This window comes from Pseudomonas sp. LBUM1648, from assembly GCF_059716145.1.
This window is the reverse complement of the sequence record NZ_CP166808.1, coordinates 2,963,175-2,983,658: the sequence shown is the minus strand read 5'-3', so window position 1 is coordinate 2,983,658 and position 20,484 is coordinate 2,963,175. Positions and strand designations below refer to the sequence as shown.

General features: G+C 59.5%; 14 protein-coding genes. 2 read left to right on the top strand and 12 right to left on the bottom strand.

Going from position 1 to position 20,484, the window contains the following annotated elements; translation table 11 throughout:
* Positions 1-58: 58 nt before the first annotated feature.
* Positions 59-1,468: a GntR family transcriptional regulator MpaR gene (gene mapR, locus ACA043_RS13680; RefSeq protein ID WP_008087199.1), complete on the top strand. Its 1,410-nt coding sequence runs from the start codon at positions 59-61 to the stop codon at positions 1,466-1,468.
* 95 nt (positions 1,469-1,563) lie between these two features.
* Here the strand turns inward: mapR and ACA043_RS13675 are convergent, their stop codons facing one another.
* The 7 genes from ACA043_RS13675 to tpx all read right to left on the bottom strand — a co-directional run bounded on the left by ACA043_RS13675 (position 1,564) and on the right by tpx (position 14,586).
* Positions 1,564-2,310: an SDR family oxidoreductase gene (locus ACA043_RS13675; RefSeq protein ID WP_401265044.1), complete on the bottom strand. Its 747-nt coding sequence runs from the start codon at positions 2,308-2,310 to the stop codon at positions 1,564-1,566.
* Positions 2,311-2,478: 168 nt separating this feature from the next.
* The gene (locus ACA043_RS13670; protein WP_489879812.1) at positions 2,479-4,560 is read right to left on the bottom strand and encodes a putative bifunctional diguanylate cyclase/phosphodiesterase; all 2,082 of its coding nucleotides are present in this window, start codon (positions 4,558-4,560) and stop codon (positions 2,479-2,481) included.
* Between the two features lie 219 nt (positions 4,561-4,779).
* Positions 4,780-6,249 (bottom strand): efflux transporter outer membrane subunit, encoded by a 1,470-nt coding sequence (locus ACA043_RS13665; protein ID WP_497659457.1) that lies wholly within the window; start codon positions 6,247-6,249, stop codon positions 4,780-4,782.
* Positions 6,246-9,353 carry an efflux RND transporter permease subunit gene (locus ACA043_RS13660; protein WP_401265036.1) on the bottom strand — a complete coding sequence of 1,036 codons (3,108 nt, stop codon included), beginning with the start codon at positions 9,351-9,353 and terminating at the stop codon, positions 6,246-6,248. The genes ACA043_RS13665 and ACA043_RS13660 overlap by 4 nt, the downstream gene beginning before the upstream one ends.
* Positions 9,354-9,489: 136 nt before the next feature.
* Complete coding sequence (locus ACA043_RS13655) at positions 9,490-12,591, bottom strand: MdtB/MuxB family multidrug efflux RND transporter permease subunit (RefSeq protein ID WP_497659456.1); 3,102 nt, start codon at positions 12,589-12,591, stop codon at positions 9,490-9,492.
* Positions 12,588-13,895 carry an MdtA/MuxA family multidrug efflux RND transporter periplasmic adaptor subunit gene (locus tag ACA043_RS13650; RefSeq protein WP_187678298.1) on the bottom strand — a complete coding sequence of 436 codons (1,308 nt, stop codon included), beginning with the start codon at positions 13,893-13,895 and terminating at the stop codon, positions 12,588-12,590. Before ACA043_RS13650 ends, ACA043_RS13655 begins: the two co-directional genes overlap by 4 nt.
* A gap of 190 nt (positions 13,896-14,085) precedes the next feature.
* Positions 14,086-14,586, bottom strand: a complete 501-nt coding sequence (gene tpx / locus ACA043_RS13645; protein ID WP_187678297.1) for a thiol peroxidase — start codon at positions 14,584-14,586, stop codon at positions 14,086-14,088.
* Positions 14,587-14,833: 247 nt separating this feature from the next.
* Between tpx and ACA043_RS13640 the strand changes: the two genes are divergently transcribed.
* Positions 14,834-15,259: a YciI family protein gene (locus ACA043_RS13640; protein ID WP_497659455.1), complete on the top strand. Its 426-nt coding sequence runs from the start codon at positions 14,834-14,836 to the stop codon at positions 15,257-15,259.
* A gap of 126 nt (positions 15,260-15,385) precedes the next feature.
* On the opposite strand, the gene ACA043_RS13635 is transcribed toward ACA043_RS13640, so the two are convergent.
* The 5 genes from ACA043_RS13635 to nirA all read right to left on the bottom strand — a co-directional run bounded on the left by ACA043_RS13635 (position 15,386) and on the right by nirA (position 20,257).
* Positions 15,386-15,589 carry a cold-shock protein gene (locus ACA043_RS13635; protein WP_401265082.1) on the bottom strand — a complete coding sequence of 68 codons (204 nt, stop codon included), beginning with the start codon at positions 15,587-15,589 and terminating at the stop codon, positions 15,386-15,388.
* A 420-nt stretch (positions 15,590-16,009) separates the two neighbouring features.
* Positions 16,010-16,681, bottom strand: a complete 672-nt coding sequence (locus ACA043_RS13630; RefSeq protein WP_401265024.1) for a DUF3313 domain-containing protein — start codon at positions 16,679-16,681, stop codon at positions 16,010-16,012.
* Between the two features lie 310 nt (positions 16,682-16,991).
* Positions 16,992-17,966, bottom strand: coding sequence for a hypothetical protein (locus tag ACA043_RS13625; RefSeq protein WP_489879807.1), 975 nt, complete (start codon positions 17,964-17,966; stop codon positions 16,992-16,994).
* Positions 17,967-18,107: 141 nt separating this feature from the next.
* Positions 18,108-18,587, bottom strand: coding sequence for a DUF934 domain-containing protein (locus tag ACA043_RS13620; RefSeq protein WP_497618046.1), 480 nt, complete (start codon positions 18,585-18,587; stop codon positions 18,108-18,110).
* Positions 18,584-20,257, bottom strand: a complete 1,674-nt coding sequence (nirA, locus tag ACA043_RS13615; protein ID WP_497659454.1) for a nitrite reductase NirA — start codon at positions 20,255-20,257, stop codon at positions 18,584-18,586. The genes ACA043_RS13620 and nirA overlap by 4 nt, the downstream gene beginning before the upstream one ends.
* Positions 20,258-20,484: the final 227 nt, after the last annotated feature.

Genomic DNA, 20,484 nt, shown 5'->3' with positions numbered 1-20,484 from the left:
TAGGGTGAGGGGCAGTTCCCTGACACCCCACACAATCAACCAGCACCAAGGCTCCTCGATGAAACGCTACGAAAAATTCGCCGACGACATCGCTGAACTGATCCGCTCCGGCGTCCTTGGCCCCGGCCAGCGCGTGCCCTCGGTGCGCTACGCCAGCCAGACTTACGGCGTCAGCCCGTCCACGGTGTTCCAGGCTTATTACTTGCTGGAACGCCGCGGCCTGATCCGAGCGCGCCCGCGCTCTGGCTACTTCGTCAACACCCACGCGCCGAGCCCGTTCTCGGAGCCGGTGATCAGTAGCCACGTAAACGATTCGACTGAGGTTGACGTCAGCGAACTGGTGTTCTCGGTCCTGGAATCGATCAAGGACCCCAGTACCGTACCGTTCGGTTCGGCGTTCCCCAGCCCGACCCTGTTCCCGCTGCAACGCCTGTCTCGCTCGCTGGCCAGCGCCGCTCGGGAGATGGACCCGCGCATGGTGGTCACCGACATGTCGCCGGGCAACCCGCAACTGCGCCGGCAGATCGCCCTGCGCTATATGGTCGGCGGGCTGATGCTGCCGATGGAAGAACTGCTGATCACCAATGGCGCCCTCGAAGCGCTGAACCTGTGCCTGCAAGCCGTAACCGAACCGGGCGATCTGGTCGCCATCGAAGCACCGGCGTTCTACGCCAGCCTGCAAGTGCTGGAACGGCTGAAACTCAAAGCGGTGGAAATCCCCGTACATCCGCGCGATGGCATCGACCTCGGCGTGCTCGCCCAGACACTCGAGCGCCACCCGATCAAGGCCTGCTGGTGCATGACCAGTTTTCAGAACCCGATGGGCGCGACCATGCCCGAGGCCAAGAAGCAGGAACTGGTCGAACTGCTGCGCCGTCATCAGGTACCGCTGATTGAAGACGATGTCTACGCCGAACTCTATTACGGCCAGCAAGCGCCGAAACCGGCCAAGGCCTTCGACACCGAAGGGTTGGTGATGCATTGCGGCTCATTCGCCAAAAGCCTGGCCCCCGGCTATCGCATCGGCTGGGTCGCCGCCGGGCGTTACGCGCAGAAAATCGAACGACTGAAACTGATGACCTCGCTGTGCGCCTCGATGCCGGCGCAAGCGGCGATTGCCGACTACCTGCAACACGGCGGTTACGATCGGCATCTGCGCAAATTGCGTTATGCGCTGGAAGAACAGCAAAGTGCGATGCTCGCGGCGATTGCCCGTTATTTCCCGGCGCAGACGCGGGTCAGCCAACCGGCGGGCGGCTACTTCTTGTGGCTGGAACTGCCACCGCAGATGGATTCGTTGAAGCTGTTTCAGATGGCGCTGGCGCAGGGCATCAGCATTGCGCCAGGGCCGATCTTTTCGCCGACTCAGCGGTTCCGCAACTGTATTCGCTTGAACTATGGCAGCCCGTGGACCGAGGATTCGGAAAAGGCGATGGAGACGTTGGGGCGGATTGTGCGGTCGTTCTGACAGCAAAAAGATCGCAGCCTTCGGCAGCTCCTACAGGAAACGCCTAATCCTGTGTAGGAGCTGCCGCAGGCTGCGATCTTTTGATCTTGCTTCTTTTACCGCCCACCACCCAGATCAACAAACGTCCCGGTGGCATAGGAAGCCTTGTCCGACAACAACCAGATAATCGCCTCCGCCACTTCATCCGGGCGCCCGCCACGGGCCATCGGAATCGCCGACTCAAGCTTGCTGACCCGATCAGGATCGCCACTCAGGGCGTGGAAATCGGTGTAGATGTAACCCGGACGCACCGCGTTGACGCGAATCCCCTCGCCCGCCACTTCCTTGGACAAACCGATGGTGAACGTGTCGAGCGCGCCTTTGGAGGCGGCGTAATCGACATACTCGTTCGGCGAACCCAAGCGCGATGCCACCGACGACACGTTGACGATACTGCCGCCCTGCCCGCCATGCTTGGGCGACATGCGCAGGATCGCGTGCTTGGCGCACAGGATCGGCGCCAGGACATTGGTTTTCATGATTTTCAAGATGCGGAATTCGGACATCTCATCGACTCGCGACTTTTGCCCGACAGTGCCGGCGTTGTTCACCAATGCGGTGACTCGCCCTAACTCGGTGTCGACCCGCTGAAACAGTGCGATCACTTCGTCTTCGATGCTGACGTCGGCGCGTACTGCGATGGCCTGTGCGCCCAACGCGCGGACTTGCTCCAGCACGCTTTGCGCGGCCTGTTCGTCTGACTGGTAGTTGATGCAGATGCGATAGCCCTGCTCGGCGGCCAACAGCGCCGTAGCGGCGCCAATCCCGCGCCCGCCACCGGTGATCACAATGACTTTATCCATGCTGGCCTTTCCCCTGAATGCACACGTAACAGTCGGGGGGAAGAATAACCGCCATTGGCGGGTTTTGCATGAGGTCTGTTTTTGACTGGACTGACGCTTTCGCGAGCAAGCTCGCTTCCACAGGGGATTGCATTTCAAATGTGGGAGCGAGCTTGATGGCGCGGTTTATCAGACTGTCGGCAGGCGCTGTGCACTGACAATGTCCTGCATGAACTTGTCTGCCGGCTTCGGATACCCCAGCAGATACCCTTGCAGCGAATCACACCCCAGTTGCGTCAGGAAATCCTGCTGCGAACCCGTTTCCACGCCTTCAGCCACAATCCGCAGCCCCAGCGCCTGCCCCAACGCAACAATCGCCGACACGATGGCCGCATCGTCACTGTCATGCTCCAGATCCCGCACAAACCCACGGTCGATCTTCAGCTCATTGGCCGGCAAACGCTTGAGGTACATGAGGCTCGAGTAACCGGTACCGAAGTCATCAATGGACAGGTCGACACCCATGTCCGACAACTCCTGCAACACCGTCATGCTTGCATCGGCATCGCTCATTGCCGTGGTTTCGGTGATTTCCAGGGTCAGGCTATTCGCAGGTAAATGGTGCGTAGCCAAGGCTTTGGCAACACTTCGGACCAATCCGGCATGGCAGAACTGCAACGCCGAGAGGTTCACCGCGATACGCCAGTCGGTGTAGCCGAGCACGTACCACTCGCGCATCTGCCGGCAGGCTTCGTTGAGCACCCACTCGCCGATTGGAATGATCAGGCCGGTTTTCTCCGCCATATCGATAAACTTGTCCGGCATCAGCATGCCGTGGACCGGATGTTGCCAGCGCAACAACGCTTCGGCGCCCACCGGATGACCGCTGGCGGCGTCGAACTTGGGTTGGTAATGCAGGCTGAACTGGCTGTGCTCCAGTGCCGCGCGCAAGTCCTGCAACAGTTGCAGCTGTTTGCGTGCGTTGGTGTTCATCGACGCATCGAAGAAGCTGTAACCGTTCTTGCCGCCACCCTTGGCGTGATACATCGCCGCGTCGGCGTTCATCAGTAGTTCCGGGGCGTTCTGGCCATTGCCCGGATACAGGGCAATGCCGACGCTGGCGGATATCTGCAAGTCATGTTCGGCCACGCGGAACGGCTGCGCGATCAGGCTGACCTGGCGTGCAGCCAATCCCAATGCATCATCGGGCTCGGCCAGGCGCACCAGCAACACAAACTCATCGCCGCCGATGCGTGCCAGCGTGTCGAGGCTGCGCAAATCTTCGCGCAAGCGCACACCGACTTCGCGCAGCAGTTGATCGCCCATGTGATGGCCAAAAGCATCATTGACCGGTTTGAAGCCGTCCAGATCAATGAACATCAAGGCAAAACAGCCGCCCTGCTCTTGGACTTTCTTGATTGCCTGATTGATCCGGTCATCGAGCAGCATGCGGTTTGGCAAACCGGTCAGGGTGTCGTGCAGCGCCAGTTGCGTGAGTTCGCGGTTGGCCACCGTCAACGAGTGCGCCAGATCGGCGGTGCGCGCTTCAAGCCGTGCATCGAGGATTGAGGTCAACAAGGCAATCGTCAGCACCGCTAGCGTGGTGATCAGCACCAGGCTGTCCAGACCATTGCCCTTCAGACCATTGAGCGCAGCGCCGCAGAAACTGCCGTCAGGAAATTGCGCAGCGGCCATGCCGGTGTAATGCATGCCGACAATGGCGATGCCCATGATCACCGCAGCCCCGGCGCGAATCAGGCGTACATAGGGCGAATGCTGGCGCAGGCGAAAAGCAATCCACAACGCCGCAGCCGAGGCACCGATGGCAATCAGTAACGAGGCGCCAAACAGCGTCGGGTCGTAATCGATCCCGGGCGTCATGCGCATCGCCGCCATGCCGGTGTAATGCATGGCACTGATACCGGCGCCCATGATCAGCGAGCCAAAAGCCAACTGCAAAATCGGCAATTTCGGCTGACTGACCAACCACAAGGCAAAACCGCAGGACAGTACCGCGATCAACAGCGACAGCGCGGTGAGCGTGATGTCGTAGCCCAGAGAGATCGGCAACTTGAAGGCGAGCATGCCGATGAAGTGCATCGACCAGACACCCACACCCATGGCGAACGCGCCCCCGGCTGTCCAGAAATGCACGGCACGGCCCTTGGCTGTTGCAATGCGTCCGGTAAGGTCGAGGGCGGTGTAGGACGCGAGGATCGCTACACACAACGAAATGAAAACCAGGGTGGAGGAATAACTACCGATGAGCATGCGGATTCTCACGACTACCCAAACCGGATCGCGTCCATTCTCGGTCGGGCAAATGCGGCGATTGTACTGATTGCACAGCAGAACGCACTGACTAAGTAATCAAATTGCCATCAGTCCGATGAAACGCTTGTTTGATGGCCCGACAATGCTCTGAACCGGGACGATCCAACGACAGAGCTGACGACAACTCGCTCCCACAGTTTTTGCGCTCGCGTTGCCTTAGCGGTTGTCACTCACGTCGAGCTGGCCATCCCAACCGCCGCCCAGCGCGGCGATCAATTGCACACTGGCAATCAAACGGTTCTGCAGAATAGTCAACACACTGCGCTCATTACTCAACGCAGTGGCTTGCACCACTACCACGTCGATGTAGGCAATCAGCCCGGCCTTGTACTGGTTTTCTGTCAGGCGCAAGGAATCGCGGGCAGCATCGAGGGCTTCCTGGCGTACCGCCGCTTCGTCCTCATACACCTTGAGCTGCACCAGATAGTTTTCCACTTCGCGGAAACCGTCGAGCACGGTCTGCCGGTACTTGGCGACCGTCTGGTCGTACACCGCTTCAGTGCGGTCAACTTCCGCCGAGCGGATACCGCCGTCGAACAGCGGCAAGGCCAGTTTTGGTCCGACGGACCAGAAGCGGTTAGGCAAACTGATCAGGTTTTGTGACGTACTGCTGCTGTAACCGCCGCTCAGGCTCAGGGACAGGTCAGGGTAGTACGCCGCTTTGGCCACGCCGATACTGGCGTTGGCGGCGATCACCGAGCGCTCGGCCGAGGCGATGTCCGGACGGCGCTCCAGCAACTGCGACGGCAGGCTCAACGGCACCTGCGGCAGGTTCGGGATGGTCTGGGTTTCGGCGATATTGAAGTCTGCTGGCGCCTGACCGGTCAGCACGGCAATGGCATTCTCGAATTGCGCGCGTTGCCAGATCAGATCGACCAGATCAGCCTGGGTGCTTTTGAGCTGGGTCTGCGCCTGCGCCACCGCGTCACGCCCGGAAACACCCGCGCGGTATTGGTTCTGGGTCATTTTCAGCGAGCGCTCATACGCAGCAACCGTCGCTTCGAGTAAACGCTTCTGCTGATCGATCACCCGCAGTTGCAGGTAGTTCTGCACCAGCTCCGATTGCTGACTCAAACGCATCGCGGCCAGATCGGCGAAACTCGCCTGCGCGCTGGCCTGATCGGCCTCAAGACCGCGACGCAACTTGCCCCAGACATCGGCTTCCCAACTCACGCCCAACTCCGCGCTGTAGGTGTCGCGAATGCCGCTGGAAGAACTGCTCAAACTCGAACTGCTGCTGCCGGTGCCTTGGCTGGAGCGGGTTTTGCCCACGCTCAGGTCGACGCTTGGGTAGAACGCCCCGCGCGCACTGCGGACGAGGGCCTGCGCCTGTCGAAACTGGGCTTCCGACTGGGCGACGGTCTGGTTGGAGCTGTTGAGTTTTTCGATCAGCCCGTTGAGTTGCTGATCGCCATACAACTCCCACCACGCGCCACGCGCCAGCGAATCGCTCGGGTTGGCTTGACGCCAGCCTTCAGCTTCCTTGTATTGAGGAATTTCAGCCGTCTGCGGGCGCTGGTAGTCCGGGCCGACGGCGCAGGCACTGAGCATTGCCACGCACAGCGACAGGCTCAACAGACGCGAGCCGCGAACAGTGGCCAGATTGAAAAGCGAACGGTCAGTCATAGCGGAGTTTCCAGAGCAGCGTCAGTACGCACGCCACGCCATTTGTTGAAACGATGGCGAAGCTTGTCGAGATAGAGGTAGACCACCGGGGTGGTGTAAAGCGTCAGCACCTGGCTGAAAACCAGTCCGCCGATGATGGTCAGGCCCAATGGCTGGCGCATTTCCGCGCCTTCCGCCCGGCTGAGCAGCAACGGCAAGGCACCGAGGATGGCCGCCAATGTGGTCATCAGAATGGGGCGCAGACGTTGCAGGCAGGCACTGCGGATCGATTCCAGCGGCGACATGCCCTGATGCCGTTCCAGTTGCAGTGCGAGGTCGATCATCAGGATCGCGTTTTTCTTCACCACCCCGATCAGCAGGAACAGCCCGAGTAACGAGATCAGGCTGAATTCGCCGCCCAATGCATAGATCGACAGCAATGCGCCGACACCGGCCGACGGCAGCGTCGACAGAATCGTCAGGGGGTGAATGTAACTTTCATACAGCACGCCCAACACCAGATACACCGCCAACAGCGCGCCAAGAATCATGAACGGCTGGCTCTTCTGGGTCGCGGCGAACGCATCGGCAGTACCGGCCATTTTCGCGATCACGTCTTCCGGCAAGCCGAGCTTGGCAATCGCCCGCTCGATGGCGGCACTGCCCTGCTCTACCGTCACGCCTTCAGCCATGTCGAAAGAAATATCTTCCGAGGCGAACTGGCCTTCGTGGCTGACGCGATCGTCCTCCAGGCTGCTCTCATAGTGAGCGATGGTCGATAGCGGAATCCGTGCGCCGTCGGCGGTGATCACCTGGACCTGCTTGAGGGTAATCGGATCCTGGGCGTATTTCGGATTGACCTCCATCACCACTTGGTACTGGTTCAGGCTGTCGTAGATCGTTGAAATCTGCCGCTGGCTGTAAGCGTTGTTCAGCACCGCAGTCACCATGCTCATGTCCACCCCCAGACGCTTGGCCTGATCGCGGTCGACAATCAAAGTCACCTGCTGCGCGCCTTTGCCTTCACGGGCATCAATGGCCGTCAACTCCGGCAAAGCCCGCAACGCGGCGACCACTTTCGGGTACCACTCACGCAACTCGCCAAGATCACCGCTTTGCAGGATGTAGCTGTACTGCGAAGTGGTCTGCTCGCGACCACCGCCAAACTGCAGATCCTGGTCGGCCATCAGCATCAATTGTGCGCCGGCCACCTTAGGCATTTCCTTGCGCAGGCGCTCGATGACTTTCTGTGCCGACAACTGGCGGTCCTTGATCGGCTTCAGACGTACCAGCATGAAGGCGTTGTTGGTGCCGTTGGTGCCGCCGATGAACCCGGCGACGCTTTCCACCGCCTCGTCCTTGAGCACGGCGCGGCGGAAGGTTTCCATTTTCGGCTGCATCACGCTGAACGACAGGCCGTCGTCTCCGCGCACGAAACCGATCAACTGGCCGGTATCCTGCTGCGGCATGAAAGTCTTCGGTACCACCACATAGAGCGCGACGTTGACGCCAACGGTGATGAACAGGCTGAGCAACGTCAGGCGGCGATGACGCAGCACCCAGTCGAGGCTGGTGGCGTACTTGGCCACCATCCAGTCGTTGGTCTTGCGACTCCAGCGTTGCAGACGGTTTTCCTGCCCCGGCGTATGCGGCTTGAGCCAGCGGGCGCAGAGCATCGGCGTCAGCGTCAGCGAAACCACCAGCGAGACCACAATGGCCGCAGCCAGCGTGATGGAGAATTCGCGGAACAAACTCTCGACAATCCCGCCCATAAACAGAATCGACAGGAACACCGCGACCAGCGAGACGTTCATCGATAACAAGGTAAACCCGACTTCCTTGGCCCCCAGATACGCGGCCTGCATCGGTTTGACGCCTTCGTCGATGTGCCGCGAAATGTTCTCCAGCACCACGATGGCGTCGTCCACCACCAGACCGGTGGCGAGAATCAGCGCCATCAGTGACAGGTTGTTCAGTGAGAAGCCATAGAGGTACATCACCGCGAAAGTACCGACCAGCGACACCGGCACCGCCAATGTCGGAATCAGCGAGGCGCGGAAGTTACCGAGAAACAGGAACACCACCAGAATTACCAGTGCCACGGCGATCAACAGGGTCATCTCGGCTTCGTGCAACGTTGCCTTGATCACCGGCGAACGGTCCATCGCCAGATTCAGCTTCACGCTGGCTGGCAGTACCGCTTGCAGCGCGGGCAGTTGCGCCTTGATCTCGTTGACCGTCTCGATAATGTTGGCCCCGGCCTGGCGGTTGATCACCAGCAGCACCGCCGCGTCGTCGTTGAAGAAACCGCTGTTGTAGCGGTCTTCGACGCCGTCGCTGACCTTGGCCACGTCCTTCAGGCGCAACGCGGCACCGTCGGCGTAATGGATGATCAGCGATTCATAATCCTTGGCTTTCTCCAACTGGTCGTTGGCCTGGATCTGCCACAAGCGCTGGCCGTCCTCGACCGAGCCCTTGGGCCGGCGCACGTTGGCATCGGCGATGGTCTTGCGCACATCATCGAGCGCCACGCCGTACTGGTTCAGGGCCTGCGGTTCGAGTTCGATACGCACGGCCGGCAACGAACTGCCGCCGATCTGCACCTCACCGACACCCTGCACCTGCGACAGACTCTGCGACAGGATGGTCGACGCCAAGTCGTAGAGCTGACCTTTTTCCAGCACATCCGAAGTCAACGACAGCACCATGATTGGCGCCTGCGACGGGTTGACCTTCTTGTAGGTCGGCATGCTGCGCATCCCGCTCGGCAGCAGGTTGCGCGAAGCGTTGATCGCCGCCTGCACTTCCCGCGCCGCGCCGTTGATGTCACGGTCGAGGTCGAATTGCAGAATGACCCGGGTCGAGCCCTGACTGGAGCGGCTGCTCATGGTGTTGACGCCGGCAATGGCACCGAACGAACGCTCCAGCGGCGTGGCCACCGTGGAGGCCATGACCTCCGGGCTGGCGCCAGGCAGGCTCGCCTGCACGACGATCACCGGGAAGTCCATCTGCGGCAACGGCGAAACCGGCAGCAGACCGAAGCTGACACCGCCCAGCAGCATGATCGCCAGGCTCAGGAGCATGGTGGCAACCGGGCGCTTGATGAAAGGACCGGAGAGGTTCATTGACCGCAATCTCCGAATTCACACCACTCCCCTGGAGGAGTGAGCCTGCTCGCGATAGCGGTGTATGTGTTCGCATGGATGTTGCAGGTGCCGGCCTCATCGCGAGCAGGCTCACGCCTACAGGTTTTGCGCTGCGTCATACCACCACCTCTTCGGTGTCGGCATTGGTTTTGCCAAAGCGACGGCCCAAACGGTCGAAGTACAGGTAAATCACCGGCGTGGTGAACAGTGTCAAAACCTGACTCATCAACAACCCGCCAACCATCACCAGACCCAGCGGCTGACGCAACTCAGCCCCGGAACCGGTGGCCAGCATCAATGGCACCGCGCCGAACAGCGCGGCCAACGTGGTCATCAGAATCGGCCGGAAACGCAGCAGCGCCGCTTGATAGATCGCCTCCTCCGGCGCCATGCCCTGGTTGCGTTCAGCGTCGAGGGCGAAGTCGATCATCATGATCGCGTTTTTCTTGACGATACCGATCAAGAGAATGATGCCGATGATCGCGATCATGCCCAGGTCATTGCCGCTGAGTAGCAACGCCAGCAACGCGCCAACCGCCGCCGATGGCAGAGTCGAGAGAATGGTGATCGGGTGGATGTAGCTCTCGTAAAGCACGCCGAGCACGATGTACATGGTCACCACCGCCGCCAGAATCAGCAGCAAGGTGCTCGACAGCGACGCTTGAAAAGCTTCGGCCGCGCCCTGGAACTGGGTCTGCACGCCGACCGGCATGCCGATGTCTTTCTGCACCTGTTCGATGACGTCCACCGCATGCCCCAGCGCCACGCCCGGTGCGAGGTTGAACGACATCATCACCGCCGGAAACTGACCGATATGAGTGATCGCCAGTTGCGCCTGACGCTCCTCGACACGGGCCAGACTCGACAGGCGCACCTGCGCGCCGTCAGTGGTCTTGACGTGAATCTGATCCAGCGCCTGCGGGCCGATTCTTTCCCCCGCCTGCGCCTGCAGCACCACGCGGTACTGGCTGGCCTGGGTGTAGATGGTCGAAATCTGCCGCTGACCGAAGGCGTCGTACAGCGCATCGGTGATGTTCGCCACCGACACGCCGAGGCGCGAGGCCGCATCGCGGTCGATCACCAGATACACCTGCAAGCCCTTGTCCTGCAAATCACTGGCGACGTCGGTCAGTTCCGGGCGCTGTGCCAGCGCTTCGACCAACCGCCCGCTCCACTGGCTGAGCAGTTCTGAATCCGGCGACGACATGCTGAACTGGTATTGGGTACGGCTGACGCGGTCTTCGATGGTCAGGTCCTGCACCGGTTGCATGTACAGACGAATGCCGACCAGTTTGTCCAGTTGCGGTTGCAGTCTCGCGATCACCTCGGTGGCGCTGAGATCACGATCGCCATGGGGCTTGAGATTTATCAGCAGGCGGCCGCTGTTAAGCGTGGCGTTGTCACCATCGACACCGATGTAGGACGACAGGCTTTGCACTGCCGGGTCTTCAAGAATGACCTTGGCCAACGCCTGCTGACGCTCGCCCATGGCGGCGAAGGAAATCGACTGCGGCGCTTCGGAAATGCCCTGAATCACCCCGGTGTCTTGCACCGGGAAGAAGCCTTTTGGCACGACCATATAAAGGAACACGGTCAGCGCCAGTGTGCCAATGGCCACCAGCAGGGTCAGCGGCTGATGCTTGAGCACCCACTGCAAACCGCGACCATATTTGGCAATCATCCAGTCGATGCACGCGCCGCTGGCCCGGTAGAAACGGCCCTGTTCGTGCTCTTCGGGTTCGCGCTTGAGCAGACGCGCGCACATCATTGGCGTCAGGGTCAGCGACACCACGAGGGAAATCAGGATCGCCACTGCCAGCGTAATGGCGAATTCGCGGAACAGGCGCCCGACCACATCGGCCATGAACAGCAGCGGGATCAGCACCGCAATCAGCGACAGGGTCAGGGAAATCAGGGTGAAGCCGATCTGTCTGGCGCCCTTGAGCGCCGCTTGCATCGGACTGTCGCCCTCCTCGATGAAGCGCGAGATGTTTTCCAGCATCACGATGGCATCGTCGACCACAAAACCGGTGGCGATGGTCAACGCCATCAGGGTCAGGTTGTTGACCGAGAACCCGGCGAGGTACATCACGCCGAAGGTGCCTATGAGCGACAGCGGCACCGCCACGGAAGGAATGATCGTCGCGCTGAAACGGCGCAGGAACAGGAAGGTCACCATCACCACCAGCGCGATGGCGATCAGCAACTCGTGCTGCACGTCGGTGACCGAAGCGCGAATGGTTTGCGTACGGTCAGTAAGTACGGTGACATCAAGACCGGCCGGCAGGTTGTCGGTGATGCTCGGCAGCAAGGCCTTGATCCGGTCGACCACTTCAATCACGTTGGCGCCAGGTTGACGCTGAATGTTGAGCAAAACCGCCTGATTCTGGTTGGCCCACGCGGCAAGGCGTTCGTTCTCGGCACCGTCGACGATCTCCGCGACATCCTTGAGCCGCAGCGGTGCGCCATTCTTGTAGGCGAGGATCAGGTTGGCGTAGTCCTTGGGCGACGTCAGCTGATCGTTGGCGTCGAGCATCGACACCCGCGTCGGGCCGTCGAAGTTACCCTTCGGCTGGTTGACGTTGGAGGCGCTGATCAACGTGCGCACATCCGACAGGTTCAGGCTGTTGGCGGCCAGGGCCTCCGGGTTGACCTTGATCCGCACCGCCTGACGCTGGCCGCCGGCAATGCTGACCATGCCGACGCCACTGATCTGGGCGATTTTCTGCGCCATGCGCGTATCGACCAGATCATTGAGCTTGGGCAGGAGCATGGTTTTCGAAGTGATGGCCAAGGTCAGCACCGGGGTATCCGCCGGGTTGACCTTGTTGTACACCGGCGGCGCCGGCAAATCGGTCGGCAACAGATTGGTCGCGGCGTTGATCGCGGCTTGCACCTGTTGCTCGGCGACGTCCATGTTGATGTCGAGGCTGAACCGCAGGGTCAGTACCGAAGCACCGCCGGAACTGGTCGAGGCCATTTGCGTCAGGCCCGGCATCTGCCCGAACTGGCGCTCAAGCGGCGCGGTCACGGCACTGGTCATCACGTCCGGGCTGGCGCCGGGATACAGGGTCATGACGCGGATGGTCGGGTAATCAACCTGAGGCAACGCCGACACTGGCAACAAGCGATAAGCGATCAGGCCGGCCAGGATAATGGCCAGCATGCTCAGGGTGGTGGCTACCGGACGGAGGATGAACAGCCGCGAAATGTTCATGCGCCCTTCTTGGCCTTGTCGGTGACAGCGGCGTCAGTCGGGGTGGCGGCGGACTTGCCTTGCAGGTGTTCGGTCGGCGTGGTTGGCACCTGGTTGCTGTCGTTGACCACTTCCACTTCGCTGCCTTCCTTGAGGCGGTCGGTGCCTTCCAGCACCACGCGATCGCCGGCGGCCAAGCCCTCGGTGATTACAGTGTTCTCGCCGTCACTGGCGCCGATCTTCAACGGGCGGATGGTGACTTTCTTGTCGCCTTCAAGCGCGTAGACAAAAGTGCCGTTGGTGCCGAACTGAATGGCGGCGGACGGTGCCAGCACCACGCCTTTGAGGGTGTCGGCCAGCAGGTGTACGTTGACGAACTGATTGGGGAACAGCGACTGATCGCGGTTTTCGTAACGCGCCTTGAATTTCAATGTGCCGGTGGCCACATCGATCTGGTTGTCGAGACTTTGCAGCACACCGGTCGCTTGCAGTTTGCTGTCGCCACGATCCCAGGCTTCGGCCGGCAGTTTGGCGCCGCTGCGATAGCGGGCGAGCACGGTTTCGAGGCTGTTTTCCGGCAGGGTAAATGCAACGCTGATCGGCTGGGTCTGGGTGATCACCGCGATGAACGTGGTGTCATTGGCCGTTACAAGGTTGCCCACGTCGACCTGACGCAGACCGACGCGACCGGCAATCGGCGCGCGGATCCTGGTGAATTCGAGATTGAGCTTGGCGTCGTTGACCGCCGCCTGATTGGTCTTGACCGTGCCCAGATACTGGCCGACCAGCGCTTCGGCGGTGTCCAGGGTCTGTTTGGCGATGCTGTCTTCCTTGTACAGCCCGCGATAACGCTCGACATCGACCTGTGCGTTTTTCAGTTGCGCCTGATTCTGCAACAAGGTGCCTTCAGCTTGAAGCAAGGCGTTCTGGTACGGGCGCGGATCGATCTCTGCCAGCAAGTCGCCAGCCTTGACCATCTGCCCCTCTTCGAAATTGATCTTGACCAGCTCACCACCCACCCGGCTGCGCACGTTGATGGTGTTGAGTGCAGTCACGGTGCCCAGCGCCTTGTAATACAGCGGGAAGTCGCCCGTGACGGCCGGCGCCACCCGCACCGGAATCGGCCCGGTGCCGCCACCGAAGCCCGGTCGCATCATCCCCGAACGCCCGGCATGCCCGGCCGCTGCCTTGTCGGCGCCCTCTTTCTGGGTTGAACCGGCAGGCCAGAACTTCCAGCACAGAACGGCGATAACCAACAAGACAAGCAGGCTGATCAGCCAGCGACGGGAGTTGCGTGGGGACGATTGCATGGAGTGATTAACCATTGGGCGCGTGGGCTTCTTTTACGGGAGGCTGAACGATAAGCACTGATGGGGATTAAGCAAAGCAGCTTTACCGGCTATTTACCTTCAACTTACGTTTCAAGGTGTGTGAGGCAAAACACTGATACACAAATGAAAACGGCCTGGACAGGGCCAGGCCGTTAACAATTGTAAAGCGCTTGTTTCAGAACACTTATTTCAAGACGGCAAGTGCCGCTTCGTAATCAGGCTCTTCAGCGATTTCCTTGACCAGTTCGCTGTGCAGGACGTTGTCGTTTTCGTCCAGCACCACCACGGCACGGGCGGTCAGGCCTTTCAGCGGGCCGTCAGCAATGGCCACACCGTAGTTCTCAATGAACTCGGCACCGCGCAGGGTCGACAGGTTCTGTACGTTGTCCAGACCTTCAGCGCCGCAGAAACGCGCCTGAGCGAACGGCAGGTCAGCCGAAATGCACAGCACCACGGTGTTGCTGATGTCGTTGGCCTGAGCGTTGAACTTGCGCACGGAAGTGGCGCAGGTCGGGGTGTCGACGCTTGGGAAGATGTTCAGCACTTTGCGCTTGCCGGCAAAGTCTTTCAGGGTGACGTCGGACAGATTGCCGGCAACCAGAGAAAAGGCTGGCGCCTTGGAACCGGCTTGTGGCAACTGGCCGTTGACTTGAACCGGATTGCCTTTAAGGGTGACTTGAGCCATGACTTGAGTCCTTCTGAACGTTGTTTTAGAAAATCACGCAAGGGCCGAAGTTAACCACGAAATTGTTCGACAACCTATGCTTTGACCGAAATTGTCATGTACCGAAACGCAAAACTGCATACAACTGCAGGTCCTGCGGGATCTTCGCGGACTTCGGGTCTGCATCATTTATTCAAAGTCCCTGTCGATTCGTGATGTGCCCATTCGACTAAGCAGTGAATCCCCCACACTCTACGGAGTTTCCACTATGCGATTCATGATCCTCGTAAAAGCCAGCGCCGATTCCGAGGCCGGCATCATGCCCAGCGAAGAACTGCTTACCGCCATGGGCAATTTCAACGAAGAACTGGTCAGGGCCGGCATCCTGGTCGCGGCAGACGGCCTGCACCCGAGCAGCAAAGGCGCCCGCGTGCAATTCTCGGGTGATAAACGCACGGTAATCGACGGCCCCTTCATCGAAACCAAAGAGCTGGTGGCCGGTTACTGGATCTGGGACGTGAAGTCGAAAGAAGAAGCCATCGAATGGGTCAAGCGTTGCCCCAATCCCATGCCGGGCACCGACTCTGATATCGAGATTCGCCAGATATTCACCGCCGAGGATTTCGGCGCCGAATTCACCCCTGAACTGCGGGAGCAGGAGGAACGCGTTCGCGAGCAGGCCAAGAACTCCTGACCGCCGCTGAAACGCGCTTAACTGGAGGAGCTGTCGAGTGAAACGAGGCTGCGATCTTTTGATTTTGCGTCTAAAAATCAAGATCAAAAGATCGCAGCCCGCGGCAGCTCCAAAAAAAGTTGCTGTTCAGATGAGCTGTATGTTTTCAGCTTGTTTGCCTTTGGGGCCTTGCGCTACCTCGAACGAAACTTTTTGACCCTCTTGAAGCGATTTGAACCCTGCACTTTGAATCGCAGAGAAATGCGCAAAAAGATCCTCCCCGCCGTCATCCGGCGTGATAAAGCCAAACCCCTTTGAATCGTTAAACCACTTCACCGTTCCCGTTGCCATATTTGCCTTCCCGTTGCTCGTCTGCACACAAGCCAAATAATCTTGCGCGTCGCCCAACAATCAAACACCCACCCTCCCATTCCAACAACTGTCAAACCTGACAGGGTGTAAATATCTACAGCCCCACCCGCCCTGCGCTGGCCAAGCCCCGATTAGCTGCTAGCTTCAATCGGAGGTGTCCTGAAGGCTTGGTAAAAGCAGGATTACTTAATAGCGGCACAGGCGTGCCGGCATCGACAATGCACACCAGAGAATCGTGACGTCATGGCGAAGAAAATGAGAATGCATGCATGGCTATTGGCGGCGGCACTTTTGCCGGCGATGACGTTTGTCAGTTGTGGCGTCGGTGCTTGAGTCTCGGATCCCAAGCCCTTAGGCATTGCCTCAGATCACGCCTGAGGCAACGCCTGCAGCATTGGCTTATTTGGACTTGAGCTTGAGATAAGACTGGTTCAGATCCGACGCCCAGCCATCGATCACGTTTTTCACGTCATCAGCCTTCATCACCTGCGATTCGTTTGCCAGCGGCTTGCCGGTGCCTTTGCGTACTACCTGAGCAACCACTTTGTTGTTGCCGCCATCAAGGAACACCGCCTCGGTGGCCAGGGTGGTTTCCTGATCACGAATGCCGCTGGCTGTGCTGACAGCCGCAGCCAGCAGCGCAACAGGGATCACTTCATAGGGTTTGAGGCCTTCGGTCTTGCTGCTGACGGCGGTGATCGCCGCACGCACCACCATCACACCGGGGCCTGGCCCGTTGGCCAATGGCAAAGACTTGCCGATTTCACGTTTGAGTGCCTGATCGTAGTAGCTGGTGATGCCGTTGAGAGTCTGCTGTGGAATCTTTGTGGTCGGTTGCGGCTGTGGATAGAGCTGGGTCGGTTCGATATAGACGCTGGTGAATTTATTGATGTCGGCTTTGGGGTCGATCCAACGCATTACCTCAGCACCGGAGGGTGACTTGGCCTCCTTGAGTTGGCTGTAGTCCTTGAGAAACCCGGAATACTCATCGGGAGCAACGGTTTTGCTGGAACAACCCACCAGTGCGAGAGTGGCAATGCACAGTGTGCCCATCATTACTGCTGGCTTCATGCTGTAACTCCTGTCAGAAGGCCTGGATTTATTGCGTAGGGGGGAGTTACAGGTATAGCTAAAACCTGAGCATTTGCGATGGCAAAACATAATCTTCACCCAAGGCTGGGCGGCGCATCACAACGGCCGAAGGCGCAGGTGCTTTTGCAGAGCTGGAAGAAGATGAACATGGGCGATCCGGCGTTGAAATAATCCCTGCTGCGCTACCTGCGGTGCCCCGTGCAGGAGCTGCCGCAGGCTGCGATCTTTTGATTGCAAAGACCAAGATCAAAAGATCGCAGCCGACGGCAGCTCTTGTAGGGTAAGTGGTTTACCAGGAAGACGTCTCGCCACTACGAAGCTTTATCTCGCGCCGGGTATTGGCGCGCATTGCCTTGTACAACGACACCGTCCCAACCAACAAAATCGCCGCACCAAACAGGAAGTCGATGTTGTACAGCCGGAAGTCCTCCACCGGCCCGATCAACAGCACCCGGACCAGCGCAACGCCCATCAAAGTGGCAAGGAAGTCGATCCCCGGCTCTTCGCGATAGAACACCAGCATCAACGGCAGGCACAGCACCAGCAGCGTCAACAACACGACGACCTTGAACGACCCCTTGCGCTCGACGCTGAACGCGCATTCGTGCGGGCCGTAGGCCTTGTAGTCTTCGTCGCGGATCATCGAGGTTTTCTCGTTGATGTAATCGACGCGGTTGTACTTCTGGATCGGTGTGAAGGTGTTGGACATCTCCATCAGCGTGGTGATGTTCTTGAAGCGCAGGTCGATGCGCTCGCTGCCCTTGAGGTAATAGAGCACCGGTTTGTAGCCATAGCGGTAAGTGTCGAACGGAAACTCGGCGACTTGGCCCTGAACGCCGATCGGGCGAGGCTCAAGTTCGGCGTAGGCACTTTTGTTGGTGGCCGAGAGATTGCGGCTCAGTGGCTGAACCTTGACCTGCTCGAGGAAGATTGGCGTGACGCCATAGGACCACTGCAACGGTTCCAGACGCAGGCGCAATTCGTTGCGGCTCAGGTCATAACGGTTGAAGGTGCGTTCGGACACCACCAGCGAACCGCTGAGCATGAACTCGCCGCGCAGGTTGTTGGTGACGCGCAAGGTCAGTTGATCCTTGCCCAGCAACGCCGCTTCGTTGGTCGGCGGAGTGCCGCACCACGCAGTGCTTTGGCCGGCCCCGCCAAGTTGGCCGTCGCGGTTTTCCTTGAATACATAAAAGTAACTGGCCCACAGCGTCAGCATCAAAAGCAACGCGGTGAGGCCCAGGATTTTCTTGCCCGGACTCACTGATCAGACTCCCTTCTTCGGTTCCATCGGCCAGCCGAAAACCCGCTGGCGACGGCGACTCTACCAAAAGGCCAGCATCGACCCAAGGAAAAATCCCCGATTCGTCGGCGCTCTAAGGGTTTCCCCTGCACCTGCAAAGGGTTAGCGGCGGCGGAATAACGGCCTTGGCTCGATCACCGAGCGCCCATACAGCACGCTCATCCCCGCCAGTCCTTTGAGCGCATCTTCGGCCGACTTGTCTTCGCGCACGGCAAAACTGTCGAAGCCGCATTGGCGCATATGGCTGAGTTGATCACGCAACACATCGCCAATCGCGCGCAACTCCCCTGCCCAACCGAAACGGCTGCGCAGCAGGTACGCCTGACTGTAGGCACGGCCGTCGCGAAAACTCGGGAAGTCCAGCGCGATCAGCGGCAGCGATGCCAGCCACGGAACCAGGCTTTCAACCTCATCGTCCGGCCCCAGCCACACCGCGTGGGTGGACGGCGATTCCAGCCAATGGGCGAGCGGCAGAATCAACAACCCTGCGGGCCTTGGCGTCGACGGCTCACGTACCAGCATCCACGGATCATCCCTTTCAATCCGCGCCACGCCCTGCTCAAGTCGCAACAGATTGTTCATGCCGATACCTCCAGCGCCTTCGGATAGACCCGTTCCTTGAACGGTTCCAGGCCGATACGTGTCAACGTATCGACAAACAATTCCTCGCTCTCGCGATAGCGCACGAAGGTACCGATGATCCGCTCGATCACCTGCGGCACTTCGGCGGCGCTGAAGGACGGGCCGATGACTTTGCCCAGCGCGCTGTGCTTGCCCTGCGCGCCGCCGAGGGTGATCTGGTACCACTCGCTGCCATTCTTGTCGACGCCAAGGATGCCGATATTGCCGATGTGGTGATGACCGCAAGCGTTCATGCAGCCGGAGATGTTCAGGCTGATGTCACCCAGATCATGCAGGTAATCGAGATTGTCGAAGCGCGCCTGAATCGCCTGGGCGATCGGGATCGACTTGGCATTGGCCAATGCGCAGAAATCCCCACCAGGGCAGGCAATGATGTCGGTCAACAAGCCGACGTTGGCCGTCCCCAGATTCAGCTCACACGCCAACTGCCACAGCGCATACAGATCGGCTTTCGGCACATCGGGCAGGACGATGTTCTGCTCATGGGCGATACGAATCTCGCCGAAACCGAAACGCTCCGACCAGTCAGCGACCGCAAGCATCTGCAAGCCGGTGACATCTCCCGGCGGCGCGGCCAGGCCCGGTTTGGTCGACAGCACGACGCTGGTGTAACCCTGCACCTTATGCGGCTGTACGTTACGCGCCACCCAACGGGCGAACGCCGGGCTCTCGGCCAGGTGCGTGCCGAAGTCCAGATCGGTATCCGCCAGCGTGCGATAGGTCGGCGGCACAAAAGCACTGGCAACCCGTTGATACTCGTCGACGGTCAACTGCGCCGGGCCGTCCTTCAGGTGTTGCCATTCCTCTTCGACTTCTTTGGCGAACGCCTCGATGCCCAGCGCCTTCACCAAAATCTTGATCCGCGCCTTGTACTTGTTGTCGCGTCGGCCATGGCGGTTGTAGACCCGCAACACCGACTCGACGTAGGACAACAAGTGCTGCCACGGCAAACCTTCGCGAATCTGTAAACCGAGGATCGGCGTGCGCCCCAAGCCACCACCTACGATCACCCGCAGGAGCATTTGCCCATCGCGGCCGGGGTAAAGATAGAGGCCGATGTCATGCATCATGATCGCCGCGCGATCCTGCTTGGCCGAGCAGATGGCAATCTTGAATTTGCGTGGCAGAAACAGGAATTCAGGGTTGATCGTCGACCATTGCCGCAGGATCTCTGCCAGCGGGCGCGGGTCGATCATTTCGTCCGCCGCGACCCCGGCAAACGCTTCAGTGGTGATGTTGCGTACGCAGTTGCCGGAGGTCTGGATCGCATGCATGTTGACTTGGGCCAGGCGTTCGAGGATGTCCGGTACCTCGCTCAGCTCAATCCAGTTGAACTGCATGTTTTGCCGCGTGGTGAAGTGGCCGTAGCCGCGGTCGTAGTCGCTGGCGATGCTCGCCAGCGTGCGCATCTGTTCGGCGCTCAGCGTGCCATAGGGAATGGCCACCCGCAGCATGTAGGCGTGCTTTTGCATGTACAGACCGTTTTGCAGACGCAGCGGCAGGAACTCCTCCTCACTCAACTCTCCCGCCATGAAGCGCTCGACCTGATCGCGGAATTGCGCGACGCGCTCGAACACCAGTGCGCGGTCGTAATCGTCGTATTGATACATGCTACTGCCCTCATCAATTTTCTGTGGGAGCGAGCCTGCTCGCTCCCACAGTTTTGTAACGGCACTATGACCTTGCAGCGCAGCACGCAACAGATTCACCTGAATGTATAAAAACCATATCAGGACGCGGCAGAACGCCGCAGGCAGTACTTCAATCTGATCCGCACAAATGAAAGATTCCTGAGCCTGTTTTGTTTCCAGCGGTATTCCTACAGTGCAGCTCGTGC